Below are 14,302 nucleotides of genomic sequence, written 5' to 3'. Positions count from 1 at the left end.
GGCTGCACCATCGCCGGCAAACACAAGGATTAAGTGGAGCGGCTGCGCTCGCCAGTGCGAGCACAGCCGTAATCTACACGTTACTGGCTCTTCGCTTTGGCAGCTTCGCGCTCGGCATTAAAGCTCTTCACGACCTCCTGATCGAGGCCTGCTGTAACGCGCTCGATGACAGGCTTTACAGCCTCACGCACTTTCTGCATGTTTTCGTCGGAGATCTTGTTGATCTGCATGCCCTTGTCGGCCAGGAACTTGCGGGTATCGACGTCAGAGGCTTCAATAGCCTTACGGTTGAAGATTGCGGCTTCATCGCAAGCCGCACGCATAGCGTCTTGTTTCTGCGTATCGAGCTTGTCCCAGAATCGCTTGCTGACGAGAACCACGCTTGATGTCGGGAAGTGGCGCGTTTCCGTCAGGTATTTCTGAACTTCATAGAATGAGGTTGCACGCGTGACGTCGTTTGCAACCTCGTTGCCGTCGATTGCCCCGGTTTCAATGGCGGTAAAGGTCTCGGGGAACGGCAGCGGCGTGGGATTCATGCCGAGCGCCTTCAGAACATCGAGATAGACGGCATTCTGAATGGTTCGGATCCGGAGACCATTCATATCCTCCAGCTTCTCGATCGGACGCTTGTTGTTCGTGACATTACGGAAGCCGTAATCCCAATAGCACAGGCCAATCAGATTGGAGGCCGACAGCTTGTCGAGCATTGTTCGGGCGGTCTTTCCGCGCAGAACAGTATCGAGTTCCTGGTAAGTCGGGAATTGGAACGGAAGCTGGAAAAGATCGAAGTCCTTGACCGTGCTCGCAAGCGCGGCGGTGGTCGTCACCGCCATCTCCACGATCCCGCCCTGCGCTGAGGATGCGGATTGGATTTCGTTGCCGAGCTGGGCATCGGAGAAGCCACGGACTTTGAGAGCGCCATTGGTGCTCTTTTCGATCAGGCCACCGAAATGGTCGATCGTCTGACCCATCGTGCTTGTCTTCGCCACAGGGTAGCTAAACTTGATAGTCTGAGCCGATGCACCGCCCGCAAGACCAAGTGCCATGGCGGAGCCCAAGAGAGCTGCATTCAGCAACGTAGACTTCTTCATCGTTATCTCCTCCCGAGTTAATGTCCTCGATGGGCAAAATAATTCTCGCATTATGAGACAAGTCAATAGATCACTATCAGAGTCAGGCTGACTTTCCCTCTCGATAAGGCTTCCGTCTAGATACAATTTTCCCGCAGTATTTTAGGAAACTCAGCCATTTAAGCGCGCCGGTTTACCAACCCGCACGCCTTTTGAAGCAATACCAAAGTCGCATAATATGATAATTATTTGACGTTTATGAGGATGGTCTTATGGTTGGGACCAAGCGGACAAGAAGCTGGGAACAGAGATGACAATCGGGAAGAACAGCTACAGCTTGCAGAACCGCCTAGCCATTATCACGGGAGGCTGCGGACAGATTGGCAGCGCGATCGCAGATATCTTCCTGGAATCCGGCGCCAAGGTGCAGGTTTGGGACAGGCAGAGGCCCTCACAGCTTCGGGGAGATCTCACGTTCCGGGCGGTCGACGTCACGAATGCGGATGCCGTCAATCAGGCCATGGCGGATGCGGCAGGCGATCTCGGGGGCCTCGATCTTCTGGTCAATGCTGCGGGCGTCACCGGGCCGACAAAAAACGTCGCCGACTACACCGCAGCCGAATGGCAAGCAACACTCGCCGTCAATCTCACGAGCGTTTTCTACTGCTCGCATGCAGCCTTGCAGCTGATGAACCCCGCACGTAGCGGCCGGATCATCAACATCGCATCCATTGCCGGGAAAGACGGCAATCCGGGCATGGCCGCCTATTCTACAGCGAAAGCGGGCGTCATCGCCTTTTCAAAGGCGCTGGGAAAGGAATTGGCGAACACTCACATTCGCGTCCACAGCATCGCGCCTGCGCTCATCGAAACAAATCTACTGCAGCAAATGTCCTCTGAGATGGTTGCCACCAATCTGGCCAAGATCCCAATGGGACGTGCAGGTACACCTCGGGAGGTAGCCGAACTCGCCGCATGGCTCGCCTCCGATGGCTGCTCATTCTCGACTGGAGCAGTCTACGATCTCTCCGGCGGAAGGGCGACTTACTAATGGCGAATATTCCGAATGCAACCTCGGCGATGCCGGCTACTCTGGAAGGCAAGGTGGCAATCGTCACTGGCGCAAGCCGTGGTCAAGGCCTTGCTGAGGCCCGCCTCCTCGCGCAGCGCGGTGCAAACGTTGCTCTCTGCGATGTCCTCGAAGATGAAGGCCGGGAAGCCACGAAAGCATTGACCGATGCAGGACTGAATGTTCGCTTCTTCAAGCTGGATGTCAGCCGAGAGGATGAATGGACGACTCTTGTCGAGAGCGTAGTGAACTGGCGAGGTGCGATCGATATACTCGTGAACAATGCCGGCATCATCAACCGCAAATCGATCGCCCAAACTTCTCCCGATCAATGGCGCCGCCTTGTCGATATCAACCTGACTGGCGCCTTCCTTGGGGTTCGCTGCGTGAGCGCCGAGATGGCGCGCAGCAGGGGTGGCGCAATCGTCAATATATCGTCCAACTCGGCGTTCTCAGCCCATTATGACCCGGCCTATACGGCCAGCAAATGGGGATTGCGAGGACTGACCAAGGCCGCGGCCATGGAATTCGCCGGCCGTGGCATTCGCGTGAATTCAGTTTGCCCCGGTCTTGTTTTAACCAAGCTAAACAGCGAGTCGCCCCATCTTGCACCCATGATTGCGATGACGCCCATGAAACGCGCTGCCGCCGATGAGGAAGTCGCACGGCTGGTGGCATTTCTGGTCAGCGAAGAAGCCAGCTTCATCACAGGCGAGGATTTCACGATCGATGGAGGCTTCACCGCCGGCGCCGCATACCGCCGTGTATCGGAAGAAACGGGCCTGCTCGACTAGATCGCAGTGGCCGGAAGAGATCTTTCCGGCGATTCCGCAATGACTTAACAATCAGGATACGACGATGAAACTTGCGTGCGTTAAAGTCGGGGACATGGAGCGGATCGGGATTGTCCGCGGTGACCAGGTTGCCCTTCTCCCCGCATCAAGCGGCGACATGATCGACCTCATCAATCTGGGGCTCGGCATATTGTCTGAGCTGGAAGCCGCTTCCGATGAAACTTTACCGATTGAGAGCGCTCATTTCCTGCCGCCGATCCGGCGGTTCCGCCGGGATGTGTTGTGCACCGGGTGGAACTATTGGGACCACTTTGAAGAAGGCATCGGCAAACGCGACGGGCAGGAGGTCGAACGTCCAACCGCTCCCACATTCTTCAACAAAGCTCCGAACGCTTTGATCGGCGCTCGGGAGGATATCGCCTTCGATCTCCGCATCTCGCAGAAGTGGGATTACGAGGGTGAAATCGCTATCGTCATCGGCAAGGAAGGTCGCAGCATTCCGTCGGACCGTGCGGCCGATCATATTTTCGGCTACACCTTGGCCAACGACGTGTCGCAGCGCGATCTTCAACGCCGACACGGAGGCCAATGGTTCAAGGGCAAGAGCATCGATCGCAGCACGCCGCTCGGGCCATTTCTTGTCACCGCAGACGAGATCGACCTCCCCTCTGTGAGGCTTGAGACCTTTGTCAACGGCGAGAAGCGGCAGGATGCCTATGCGAAACAGATGGCTTTCAATGTTGGTCAGCTGATCGCTGAATTGTCCTTCGGAATGACACTCTATCCTGGAGATATCATCCTGACCGGGACACCCAGCGGGATCGGGATGGCACGCGATCCTCAGGTGTTCCTAAAGAACGGCGACGAAGTCATCGTTCGCGGGACAGGCCTTGGAGAACTTCGCAATCGCGTTGTCGAAACGGATTTGTATGGCAACTCCGACGTCGCACTCGCATAAAGAGCTGCACATCGCTGACTTTCGATCTTTTAGCGTTCGGCAGTATCTCTGCCGAACGTAGACGTGCAGGAGCTTCTACCTGCGCCAATTACAATCGCGTTCCACCTCATCCTCGCGTCATGATGTGTTTTGCACGCTAGCCCTTATTGGATTGGCGAGAAGGCAGTTGGAACGAGTAATCGATTCTCCATCCTCACAATCATAGGCGTGACGGCCGAGAGGTAGTTTTGCCACTCAGGCTCTGCCGCCAGAGCCTCCCGACGCGAAATGCGGTCCTCGAACGAGGTGTAACCCCAAAGATGAACAAGCGTGCTGAGTGGACCAATTTCGCTGGTAAAATAACCAAGTAGATTGCCTAGGATTCGCGTTTGCAAGTCGAGCGGGCCGTTCGTGTATAACGCGAGATAGGTTGGCAGCTTACCTGCCGCGATAGTGTAGATACGCTCTTCAATAAGCATCGTTATCTCTTTCAAATCGAAAACATTTGCCCAGCAAGAATGCGGTAGGTGCTGCACCGATTGGCTCACGCTATCTTTGCTAGACCTTGTGATCCCTACGTGAAGCGCCTGTAGTCCTGCCAGCTGCATCTGTCCAGTCCAAGCAAGCGATCACATGCCGCGCGCTCGAGGTTGAGCCGCATGCTGCAGAACGTGGCGGCAAGTTGTTGTGCGGCCTTCGCGGATATATCACGCGGTTCAGCATTCGGAGCGGATGCACACGCCTTCACTTCACGACCAGACGAAGCGCCTATTCGGTGGGAGCGAGTTACCTTCCAATCGAGATACCACGAATGATCGATGCGATCAAAGCTGAGATCTTAAACACCTCAGGAAGCGGCACAATCGATACAACGGTGCCCGTCACTACGAGGATGCAGTGTGGAAGGCGAGTTTCGCTCTCTTGCATATCACGAGCACGAAGCTAAGGCTCCCCCTCTGCCAGTGCTGTGATCAGACTGCTCCTGGCATCGGCATCCACTCGCTCAGGCTATAGTCGAAGTAGCGCGTCATGGCCTGACCTTTCCACTCGTACTGCAGGTGACGTTCCTGCTTGGGCACCCCAACGACATCCGGCCAGAACGCTGCAATGCAGTGGCCAGCTGTATGACGCACATTGGGATATAGCAGCCCGTTGCTGCCAGCCTCTCGTAAGGTGCGAGCCAGCTCCTAACTGGCTGTATATGACCCTGGATCCAGAACAGCATCGCGCTGATTGACTTGAAGCGTTTCAACCTCATGAAAGCGATTTGAGACCGCTCCCACAAGCACGCGCATGTCCTCACGCCGCGGCGGATCATTCGCATCACGCGCAAAGCTTGCAAAATGGTGGACTGTCTCAGCAATTGCGGTCTCAAGCTGGTCACCCGCGTAGTAGACCCCAAAGCTGCCATCCGCGAACCTCGAGCCCTTTGGATTTACATGCGTGAACGACGCTATCACCCATGAGGCATTGGGACCGCTGATCCGCCGCTCTGGTGGCACTAGATGAATCAAGCCCGCTTCATCCCGGACACGAAGGTTGGTCAGCATCTCAAGCTCGATAAGCGCATCCCACACAGCGGGATTCGATGAGATGCGCTCGAACAGATCAATGGGAGGGTAGCGCGAGGCAATGATGCGCCAGGCCTGCTTCCATTCGACCTTGGCTTCCTGGATCTCAAGATCAGGGAGCACGGGCAGCATCGATGTAAGACCGCACGGCAGCGAGATCGGAGGCTATGTTTTCGCCGTTTCACGCCGTCACGCGTGGGAGGGTGAACACCTTCCAGTGGGCCAGCGCGAAGCCGACGAACGCCCCTGCCCACGCACAGCCCGCCACATGCAGCAGCGTGCCGCTCCAGGCCGGATGAATCGCGGCGCAAATCCGGGCGAGCGCAGCCGCGACAAGCAACAGGTAGAATCCCTGCATGGATGCCGTTGCGATGAGCGCCCTACCCGTATGTCCGAGGCTCGCACGCGACATCACCGCCAGGGTCATGATGCCCATGGCGCCGCCAGTCCAGGCATGGATGCCCGCGCCGGGCGGCAGCACTCCCAAGGCAGCAAGACCCACCAGGACAAAGCCTAAAGGCACGAAGGCGTAGGCAACGTGCAGGATCAGAACGAGACGGTCACGCCACGTGCGCTCGCCCGCCCATCGCGCCAGCCGAACCGCCTGAAGCATGCCCGCGGCGATCAATGCCACGCCGGTGACGCGCCAGTCCGGGCCAACGATCCAGGCCAGGAGCGCGGCGCCCGCAGCAATCATGGAGACCACGTCGAAAGCGCCGAACGAGGTTGGCAGGCGACCGGGATTCTCGCGCGCGAGCCAGTTGCGAGTGAAGCTCGGGATGATGCGGCCGCCGATCAGCATGATCAGCATCATGGTGGCGGCGATTCCGAAGCGGATGCCGTAATCGGCGGCGCCCGTAACATGGGCCTCGACGTGAAAGACGATGTTGCCTGCCATCAGGACGCCGAGCGCGATCAGGACCTTGAGGTTGCGCCAGTTCCTCCCGCTGACGATCTCCCGAGCCAAGGAGACCGCGACGAGCAGCAGGAATGCGTTGTCGATGACGGCCGCGGCTCCCCAACCGATCCAGGCCGAACTCGTCACGGCGAAGCGGCCGGCTATCCAGACAAGAACGAGGACGAGCAGTGGCCGGCCTTGGAGCGGCATGCGACCGGTCCAATTCGGAACTGCGGTCAACAGGAAACCCGTGATCACGGCTGGGAGATAGCCGTAGAGCATCTCGTGAACATGCCAGTCGCGAGGCGCGAAGCCCGTCGACAGCTCCAGCTCGCCGTAGAATATCGGCAGCCACGCGAGGATGGCCAAACCGGCATAGAGTGAGCCGAACAAAAAGAACGGTCGGAAGCCGTAAGAAAGAAGCGCGGGTCCCTTGTAGTCCCGCAGGCGTGGAATTGGAGCCATCGTCGACCTCCTTTTCAGGCTCATGCGGTCGACGGCGACGGGGATCATTGCCCCGGTCTCCGCAACGACCTTGGCGCTGCCGCGACGGACATGCCGCGGCGGCGCATGAACCTCGATGAGAGCGTTACTTGGCCGCGGTCTGGGTTGCCGCGAGCTTGTCGAACAGGGTAGCGAACGTCTGCTTGGCCTTGCCGGGATGGGTGGCGGCCTTGGCTTGGTCCGTATTCGCCGGCTCGCCGACGACGACCATGCCGACCATGCCCATGCCGTAATGCGGCTTGCACTTGTAGCCGTACACGCCAGCCTTGTCGAAGGTGATTGTCAATTCCTCGTTGACCTTGCCGACGAAGGCCTTGCCGCCTTCGGGGAGCATCGTCTCGATGCTCTCGACGTTGTGGCCCTTGTCTACGGCAATGAACTTCACAGTGTCGCCCGGATTGACCTTCACCAGCGCGGGCTCGAACACCATCACACCTTCGGTGCCCTTGTTGAGCATCTTCACCTCGACCTCGGCCGCGCTGGCGGCACCTGCGAAGCCGAGGGCTGCCGCGATGGCGCCGAGCACGATGACCTTCCGCATGATAGTCTCCTGTTGCCTTGCGAAACCGAAGGGCCCTGTCCAGAACCCCTGGGTTGGTGATACGCCTTGCGGAGATTGACGTGATTGATCTTGCGCAATGAGTTGGCGCCTTTTGCGCGATAATCGTCGCTTGGCCGGGGCTTCGTTTACGCAGCGGCGAACGATGTGGAACACCACCCGTTGCCAATCAGGAGCCGTTCCATTCGAACGGAACGGAACGTTTGGCGGTTGTTCCCGTATGACGGCAGGTCCGCAGATGCCACGTCCGCGGCCGCTTCGGTAAAGGCAGGTGGATGCCCAACGTTGATCGATCCCTGGTGGCGGACCTTCCGATGTTTGCCGGTCTTGTGCCGGAACAGATCGACGAGTTGCTCCAGGAGGCGCAGTCGGTGCGCTATCCCAAAGGAACGAACGTGTTCCAGCAGGACGAGGAGGCCCACTCCTTCTTCATCCTGCTGCACGGGCACCTGCGGGTGTTCAAGCTCACCCCGGACGGACAACAGGTGGTGGTCCGCTTCGTCACGCCGGGCGAGGTGTTCGGCGTCGCCATCGCCATCGGCCGCAAGACTTATCCGGCAACTGCGACGGCGGTGGTGGACAGCATTGCCCTGGTCTGGCCCTCTGCCGCATGGCCCCGCCTCGTGGCGACCCATCCCGCCCTTGCGGTCAACACCCTCCAGACCGTGGGCAGCCGACTCCAGGATGCCCACACGCGCGTGGTCGAGATGTCGACTGAGCAGGTCGAGCGCCGCATCGCCCATGCCTTGCTCCGGCTTGCGCAACAGGCCGGGCGCAAGGTCGAGGCGGGGGTGCAGATCGATTTCCCGATCACGCGTCAGGACGTCGCCGAGATGACCGGTGCCACGCTGTTTACCGTGAGCCGCGTCCTGAGCGCCTGGGAAAGCCAGGGGCTCATCGCAGGCGGACGCCAGAAGATCATGATCCGCGAGCCGCACAAACTGCTGCTGCTCGCCGAAGGCTCGCCAAGCTGAGCGGGCCCAGTCAGGTTTGGCACGGGTAGGCGGTGCCATGTGAACGGGCAGCCATCCTGATCTCGGCCAGAAACGCATCGGGATCGACGCCGTGTTCGCGACAGGCGTCCTCGATGGTATGGAAGCAGGCGATCGGGCATCCGACGCAGTGCATCTGACGGTTCAGGAACACGCGGATCGTCGCGGGCCATCGCCGCATGACGTCGTCGACAGGCCGGGTGCATTCGATGGTCATGGGGACCTCCAAGGCTGGGATCGAGCATGAAGCCTAGGCCGAATTCCCACGTCGCTCCTTGTCCTCGCGCAACCAAGCCGCTGTCATGTTGCCGATCCCTCGGCATGCTCATCACCTGCCCTCGTCACGGATCACGGCAGGCAATGATCGTAATCCTGATCGACGACTTCGAGCAGGCGAGGCTCGAGAGCACCATCGCCATCCGGCCCCGACTTCAGTCCGGAATCCCCGCCCGTTCGTCGTGCACCTCCGGCAGGTCCGATCGCAACCAGGCCAGACGGGCGATGGCCTGTCCGGCCAGTTCCTGGACCCGCGCCAGGGACACATCGTCCTTCAAGCCGTCACCCGCTTCGAGGTAGCGGTCCGCGAGCAGCTCCGCGAGCGCAACCGGGTCGTCCGAAATCCCCTGGCCGGGAACGGCCACGGAGACTGCTGCCGGATCGGGCTCGCCGGCATGCCGCCGCGCTTCCTCCGCGAGCCCGGCAAGGCGACCGCGGTCCTGCGGCGGCGCCCTGCCCGCGAGGATCTCAAGCAGGTCGGCAAGCCGGCGTTCGAGAGCAGCGAGATCAGTCATTCCATCGGACCCTTGGGCATCCGGCTGCCACCGCTCGGCATGAAAGGCGCTCCGCCGCTCCCGCCTGAGGATGGCGACGTGACCGAGTTCCTCATGCGCCATGGCCTCAGCCGCCTGCCGGATCTCGGGGGCTTGCGCATGGGCTGCGACGTAGCTCCAGAAGGCGAAGGCGCGCTCCTCGTTGCGCACTGCCATCGAGAGCGCGCGATAGGCGCTCAGCAGCCGGGGATGGGCCGTCGCCACTCCCTCGTCGTCGAACGTTTCCGGCATCTCCCAGCGGATCGACGCCGGATCGGGCGCATGCCCCTTCCTCCTCTGCGACCAATGCATGACAATGTCGAGGTGGCCTTGTTCGTCGGCGGAGAGGCGCTCGAACACCTCCGCCAGTGCCGGATCGCCCTCCTGCCGCATGCGCGCGGCGATCTCGGCATAGCGGGTTGCCGCCTCCCGCTCCATGGCCGCCGCTATCGCGAACAGTTCGTCGAGGGATTTCACGGAATCGGCGGGCTCCCGCTTCAACAGCGACATGGTCCTCTCCTGGCAATTCTGAAACATTGACAGGTCATCTTTCCTGCGATGAGTTTGACGCAGATCAATGTTCACCTGACCATACGAAGCATGATGGTTGTGGGCCATGCGAGATCGATTTCAACGGCCCCGGAAAGATCGCAGCTTTCCATCGGAACCGATCCGATTCAAGGCCGCTGAAGTTTTTCTGTTCAGAAGCACGAACGCTATCCTGGACGGTCCCCTGTTGGCAAAAGCGCACTCGCTTAACCCCGACCGACATCTCGCGAATACCGATTTCAAGCGTCTTTGGATTGCGGCTCTGCTTGGGTTCGTGATCCTCCTTCTCTGGACGGGGCCCGGCATGGCGGCAGGCCGCGTGCAGGAATTCCTCACGAAGGCGCAGCCCGCAGACTTTTTTCCTGGGGCCGACCGCTTCGGAGCACCTCAGGGTGATCCGCCGCTCGTCCCTATCCATCAGGGCGACCGCCTGCTCGGTTACGTCTATCTGAACACTGATGTCACGAACGCCACCGGCTATTCAGGCAAACCGATCAACCTCCTGGTCGGCATCGATCCGAACGGCGTCATCACGGCGATCAAGCTCGTCGATCATAAGGAGCCAATCGTTCTCGTCGGCATCCCGGAGCGGCGCATCGTCGACGCGGTGAATACGCTCGTCGGCAAAGACATGAAGCCGGTCGCAACCGGAGCCGAGCGGCCGCCTCAGGTCGACATCGTCAGCGGCGCAACCGTGACGGTGCTTGTCATGGGCGACAGCGTCGTGCGCTCGGCCGTGCGCCTGATCCGCAGCGGCCGCCTCGGCGCCGCACAAGGCACTCCTGCCACCGCCACGGCGCCAGCCGCCGTAAAGAGCGTCGATCTGTCGAAGAGCGAGATCCGCGACTGGCAGAGCCTGCTCGGTGACGGCTCGGTCCGGCGCCTGTCCCTCACCGTCGGCGAGGTCAATGACCGCTTCGCGCAGGCGGGCAATCGGGAAGCGGCGAACAACCCCGAGACCGCCGATCCAAACGACACCTTCATCGATCTCTACGTCGCCCCCGTGAGCGTTCCTGCCATCGGGCGCAGCCTGCTTGGGGATGTGGCCTACGAGCAGCTCAAGGCGCGGCTCAAGCCGGACCAGCAGGCCGTTGTCGTGGCAGGCGAAGGCGCCTACTCGTTCAAAGGCTCCGGCTATGTCCGCGGCGGCATCTTCGACCGCATCGAACTCCTTCAGGAGGGGCAGGGCACGCGCTTCCGCGACCGCAACCACACCCGCCTCGGCGACCTCGCCGCGGCCGGTGCGCCGGCCTTGCGCGAGATCGCCCTGTTCGTCGTGCCGGAGGATTTCAGGCTCGACCTCACCGAGCCGTGGCAATTGCAGCTGCTTGTGCAGCGCAATGTCGGCGCACGCGACAAGGCCTTCCTGACATTCGATCTCGAATACATCCTGCCGGACCAGTATCTGCGGGTCGAGCAGCCCCCTGCCCGTGCAACGGCCCCGCAGGATCCCGCCCAGGCGCAAGTCCAGCCTGCTCCGTCGATATCGGCACCGGCTCCTGCAGCATCGTCTCTCAGCGACGCGAACGCACTCGCGGCGGGGGAGATCGAGGAGCCGCTCTGGCTCAAGATCTGGAAGACCAACACCGTCTCCATCGGCATCACAGCGTTTGCTCTGTTCGTCCTCACTGCGATCTTCTTCTTCCAGGACGCTTTGGTGCGTCGCCCCGCGGTTTACATCTGGGTCCGGGGCGCTTACCTCACCTTCACGTTGGTCTGGCTCGGCTGGTATGCCAACGCCCAACTCTCTGTCGTCAACGTCCTTACTTTCACCAACTCGCTCATCACCGACTTCAATTGGGAGTTCTTCCTCGCGGCGCCGCTGATTTTCATTCTGTGGGCCGCGGTCGCTGCAGGGCTGCTGTTCTGGGGCCGTGGTCCCTTCTGCGGGTGGCTCTGTCCGTTCGGTGCACTCCAGGAGCTCACCAATACTGTCGCCCGGTGGCTCAAGGTGCCGCAGATCACGGTGCCCTGGGGCCTGCATGAGCGTCTGTGGCCGATCAAGTACGTGATCTTTCTCGGCCTGTTCGGACTCTCGCTTTACGACGTCGCGCTGGCCGAGACCTTCGCCGAGGTCGAGCCGTTCAAGACATCCATCATCCTGAAGTTCGTCCGCGACTGGCCGTTCGTCATCTACGCGCTCGCGCTGCTGTCGGTCGGGCTATTCATCGAGCGTTTCTTCTGCCGCTATCTCTGCCCCCTCGGTGCTGCGCTCGCGATCCCAGGCAAGATCCGCACTTTCGAGTGGCTCAGGCGCTGGCCCGAATGCGGCTCGCCGTGCCAGCGCTGCGCCAAGGAATGCCCGGTGCAGTCGATCCATCCCGAGGGACAGATCAACGTCAACGAGTGCATCTACTGCATGCATTGCCAGGAGCTATACCACGACGATCAGCGCTGCCCGCACATGATCCAGGTGCGGCTCAAGCGCGAGAAGCGCGAGGCACTTTCGTCCCCGTCCATGCGCCAGAGCAAAGACGGCGGCCAGGGCCCTGCTAAACCGATCATCACCCATAAGGGCAAGATGATCGGAACACCCACGGACGCGCCGGGTAAGGCCGACGTCCCCACCACCGCTTCATAAGCGAGAAGGAGGCACACGTGTCACGGGAAGAGAAAACGAACGGTCTCAGCCGCCGTCAGGTAATCGCGACGACCGCAGCCGCAGCTGCGGCAGGAGCCGCCGGTGTCGCGGGCGGCGTTTCCTTGAAGGATACGGGCGTGATCACATCCGCCGAGGCGCAGACGCGTCCGGCCGCGCCTGCGGCACGCCCCGCCATCGCGAACAAGTACGAGGTCAAGCCGGGCGAGCTTGACGAATACTACGTGTTCTTCTCCAGCGGCCAGACCGGCGAGGTCCGCATCATCGGCCTGCCGTCGATGCGCGAGTTGATGCGTATCCCGGTGTTCAACCGCGACAGCGCCACCGGCTGGGGCCAGACGAACGAGAGTCTCAAGATCCTGACCGAAGGTCTCACGCCGCAGAACCGCGAGTTCCTGAAGGATCGCGGCGGCATCTACATGAACGGCGATCTCCACCATCCGCATCCGTCGTTCACCGACGGCACCTATGACGGGCGATACCTGTTCGCCAACGACAAGTCCAACACCCGCGTCTGCCGCATCCGCCTCGACGTGATGAAGTGCGACAAGATCATCCAGTTGCCGAACCAATCCACCGTGCACGGCTTGCGCGTCCAGAAGTATCCAAAGACCGGCTACGTGTTCTGCAATGGCGAGGACCGGGTGCCGATCCCGAACGACGGCAAGATTCTTGACGACCCGAAGCAATACACGTCGATGTTCACCGCTGTCGATGGCGAGACCATGAAGGTCGCCTGGCAGATCAAGGTCGATGGCAACCTCGACAACGTCGATGCCGACTACCAGGGCAAGTATTGCTTCTCGACCTGCTACAACTCCGAGGAAGGCGTCACGCTGGCCGAGATGATGGCCAAGGAGCAGGACTGGGTCGTCATCTTCAACCTCAAACGCATTGAGGAGGCGGTGAAGGCCGGTAAGGCCGAGATGATCAACGGTGTCCCCGTCCTCGACGGCAAGAAGGGCTCGCCCTACACCCGCTACGTCCCGGTCGGCAACAGCCCGCACGGCATCAACACCGCGCCGGACGGCATCCATGTCGTCGCCAACGGCAAGCTCTCGCCGACCGTCACGGTCTTCGACGTGCGCAAGTTCGACGACCTGTTCGACGACAAGATCCAGCCGCGGGATACGGTCGTCGCCGAGCCGGAAATCGGCCTCGGCCCGCTACACACCGCCTACGACGGCAAGGGCAACGCCTACACGACGCTGTTCCTCGACAGCCAGGTGTGCAAGTGGAACATCGACCTCGCGATACGGGCGTTCAAGGGCGAGAAGGTCAACCCGGTCCTACAGAAACTCGACGTCCACTACCAGCCGGGCCACAATCACACCTCCATGGGCCAGACCAAGGATGCGGACGGCAAATGGCTGATCTCGCTGAACAAGTTCTCGAAGGACCGATTCCTCAACGTCGGCCCGCTCAAGCCCGAAAACGATCAGCTCATCGACATCTCCGGCGACCAGATGGTGATCGTGCATGACGGCCCGAGCTTTGCCGAGCCGCACGACGCCACCATCGTGCATCGCTCGAAGATCAACCCGCTGCATGTGTGGAAGCGCGATGACCCGTTCTTCGCCGACGCAGTGCAGCAGGCCAAGACCGACGGCGTCGATCTGATGACGGATTCCAAGGTGATCCGCGACGGCAGCAAGGTGCGGGTCTACATGACCTCGGCTGCGCCCGCGTTCGGCTTGGAGAGTTTCCAGGTCAAGCAGAACGACGAGGTCACGGTTTACGTCACCAACATCGACGATGTGGAAGACCTGACGCACGGGTTCTGCATCGTCAATTACGGCGTCAACATGGAGGTGGCACCGCAGGCAACGGCATCCGTCACCTTCACGGCTTCGAAGCCGGGCGTGTACTGGTACTACTGCACCTGGTTCTGCCACGCCATGCACATGGAGATGCAGGGCCGCATGCTCGTCGAGCCGCAGGCGGTCTGACG

Annotated in this window: 12 protein-coding genes and 1 pseudogene; 6 read left to right on the top strand and 7 right to left on the bottom strand. The window is 60.7% G+C overall.

The features are described from left to right. Positions 1-80: 80 nt before the first annotated feature. Entirely contained in the window at positions 81-1,091 is a 1,011-nt protein-coding gene (dctP, locus tag MHY87_RS09955) for a TRAP transporter substrate-binding protein DctP (RefSeq protein WP_239351401.1), read from the bottom strand. A gap of 289 nt (positions 1,092-1,380) precedes the next feature. On the opposite strand from dctP, the gene MHY87_RS09950 reads away from it, so the two are divergent. From MHY87_RS09950 to MHY87_RS09940, 3 genes are all read left to right on the top strand, one after another. Next, on the top strand, positions 1,381-2,121 hold the full coding sequence (locus MHY87_RS09950) for an SDR family NAD(P)-dependent oxidoreductase (RefSeq protein WP_239351400.1): 741 nt from the start codon (positions 1,381-1,383) through the stop codon (positions 2,119-2,121). Beyond that, a complete protein-coding gene (locus MHY87_RS09945; RefSeq protein ID WP_239351399.1) occupies positions 2,121-2,933 on the top strand; it encodes an SDR family NAD(P)-dependent oxidoreductase in 813 nt (270 codons plus the stop codon). The genes MHY87_RS09950 and MHY87_RS09945 overlap by 1 nt, the downstream gene beginning before the upstream one ends. Before the next feature lie 64 nt (positions 2,934-2,997). Further along, positions 2,998-3,891 carry a fumarylacetoacetate hydrolase family protein gene (locus MHY87_RS09940; protein ID WP_239351397.1) on the top strand — a complete coding sequence of 298 codons (894 nt, stop codon included), beginning with the start codon at positions 2,998-3,000 and terminating at the stop codon, positions 3,889-3,891. Positions 3,892-4,034: 143 nt separating this feature from the next. On the opposite strand, the gene MHY87_RS09935 is transcribed toward MHY87_RS09940, so the two are convergent. From MHY87_RS09935 to MHY87_RS09920, 4 genes and pseudogenes are all read right to left on the bottom strand, one after another. Further along, positions 4,035-4,349, bottom strand: a complete 315-nt coding sequence (locus tag MHY87_RS09935) for an NIPSNAP family protein (RefSeq protein ID WP_239351396.1) — start codon at positions 4,347-4,349, stop codon at positions 4,035-4,037. Positions 4,350-4,841: 492 nt separating this feature from the next. Next, positions 4,842-5,420, bottom strand: a pseudogene (locus MHY87_RS09930) (RES family NAD+ phosphorylase). Positions 5,421-5,622: 202 nt separating this feature from the next. Beyond that, entirely contained in the window at positions 5,623-6,804 is a 1,182-nt protein-coding gene (locus tag MHY87_RS09925) for an NnrS family protein (protein ID WP_239351395.1), read from the bottom strand. Positions 6,805-6,928: 124 nt separating this feature from the next. Beyond that, positions 6,929-7,384, bottom strand: coding sequence for a pseudoazurin (locus MHY87_RS09920; RefSeq protein WP_239351394.1), 456 nt, complete (start codon positions 7,382-7,384; stop codon positions 6,929-6,931). Positions 7,385-7,677: 293 nt separating this feature from the next. Here MHY87_RS09920 and MHY87_RS09915 point away from each other — a divergent pair, with 293 nt between their 5' ends. Then, positions 7,678-8,376, top strand: coding sequence for a Crp/Fnr family transcriptional regulator (locus MHY87_RS09915; RefSeq protein ID WP_239351393.1), 699 nt, complete (start codon positions 7,678-7,680; stop codon positions 8,374-8,376). A gap of 10 nt (positions 8,377-8,386) precedes the next feature. On the opposite strand, the gene MHY87_RS09910 is transcribed toward MHY87_RS09915, so the two are convergent. Beyond that, on the bottom strand, positions 8,387-8,611 hold the full coding sequence (locus tag MHY87_RS09910) for a DUF1858 domain-containing protein (RefSeq protein WP_239351392.1): 225 nt from the start codon (positions 8,609-8,611) through the stop codon (positions 8,387-8,389). 214 nt (positions 8,612-8,825) lie between these two features. After that, on the bottom strand, positions 8,826-9,713 hold the full coding sequence (locus MHY87_RS09905; RefSeq protein ID WP_239351391.1) for a ferritin family protein: 888 nt from the start codon (positions 9,711-9,713) through the stop codon (positions 8,826-8,828). A 343-nt stretch (positions 9,714-10,056) separates the two neighbouring features. Between MHY87_RS09905 and MHY87_RS09900 the strand changes: the two genes are divergently transcribed. Both MHY87_RS09900 and nosZ read left to right on the top strand, forming a co-directional pair. Next, positions 10,057-12,333, top strand: a complete 2,277-nt coding sequence (locus MHY87_RS09900; protein ID WP_239351522.1) for a NosR/NirI family protein — start codon at positions 10,057-10,059, stop codon at positions 12,331-12,333. A gap of 17 nt (positions 12,334-12,350) precedes the next feature. Further along, on the top strand, positions 12,351-14,300 hold the full coding sequence (gene nosZ / locus MHY87_RS09895) for a TAT-dependent nitrous-oxide reductase (RefSeq protein ID WP_239351390.1): 1,950 nt from the start codon (positions 12,351-12,353) through the stop codon (positions 14,298-14,300). Positions 14,301-14,302: the final 2 nt, after the last annotated feature.

Source organism: Microvirga sp. ACRRW (assembly GCF_022346925.1).
GTDB lineage: Bacteria > Pseudomonadota > Alphaproteobacteria > Rhizobiales > Beijerinckiaceae > Microvirga.
Note: the sequence above shows the minus strand (reverse complement) of the source record. Positions and strands in the feature narration are given on the sequence as shown.

Excerpts from the sequence above, each read along its gene's own strand:
- dctP (WP_239351401.1), bottom strand. The coding sequence starts at position 1,091 with ATGAAGAAGTCTACGTTGCTGAATGCAGCTCTCTTGGGCTCCGCCATG.
- MHY87_RS09940 (WP_239351397.1), top strand. The coding sequence starts at position 2,998 with ATGAAACTTGCGTGCGTTAAAGTCGGGGACATGGAGCGGATCGGGATT.
- MHY87_RS09920 (WP_239351394.1), bottom strand. The coding sequence starts at position 7,384 with ATGCGGAAGGTCATCGTGCTCGGCGCCATCGCGGCAGCCCTCGGCTTC.
- MHY87_RS09900 (WP_239351522.1), top strand. The coding sequence starts at position 10,057 with ATGGCGGCAGGCCGCGTGCAGGAATTCCTCACGAAGGCGCAGCCCGCA.
- MHY87_RS09950 (WP_239351400.1), top strand. The coding sequence starts at position 1,381 with ATGACAATCGGGAAGAACAGCTACAGCTTGCAGAACCGCCTAGCCATT.
- MHY87_RS09925 (WP_239351395.1), bottom strand. The coding sequence starts at position 6,804 with ATGGCTCCAATTCCACGCCTGCGGGACTACAAGGGACCCGCGCTTCTT.
- MHY87_RS09935 (WP_239351396.1), bottom strand. The coding sequence starts at position 4,349 with ATGCTTATTGAAGAGCGTATCTACACTATCGCGGCAGGTAAGCTGCCA.
- MHY87_RS09905 (WP_239351391.1), bottom strand. The coding sequence starts at position 9,713 with ATGTCGCTGTTGAAGCGGGAGCCCGCCGATTCCGTGAAATCCCTCGAC.
- MHY87_RS09910 (WP_239351392.1), bottom strand. The coding sequence starts at position 8,611 with ATGACCATCGAATGCACCCGGCCTGTCGACGACGTCATGCGGCGATGG.
- MHY87_RS09915 (WP_239351393.1), top strand. The coding sequence starts at position 7,678 with ATGCCCAACGTTGATCGATCCCTGGTGGCGGACCTTCCGATGTTTGCC.
- MHY87_RS09945 (WP_239351399.1), top strand. The coding sequence starts at position 2,121 with ATGGCGAATATTCCGAATGCAACCTCGGCGATGCCGGCTACTCTGGAA.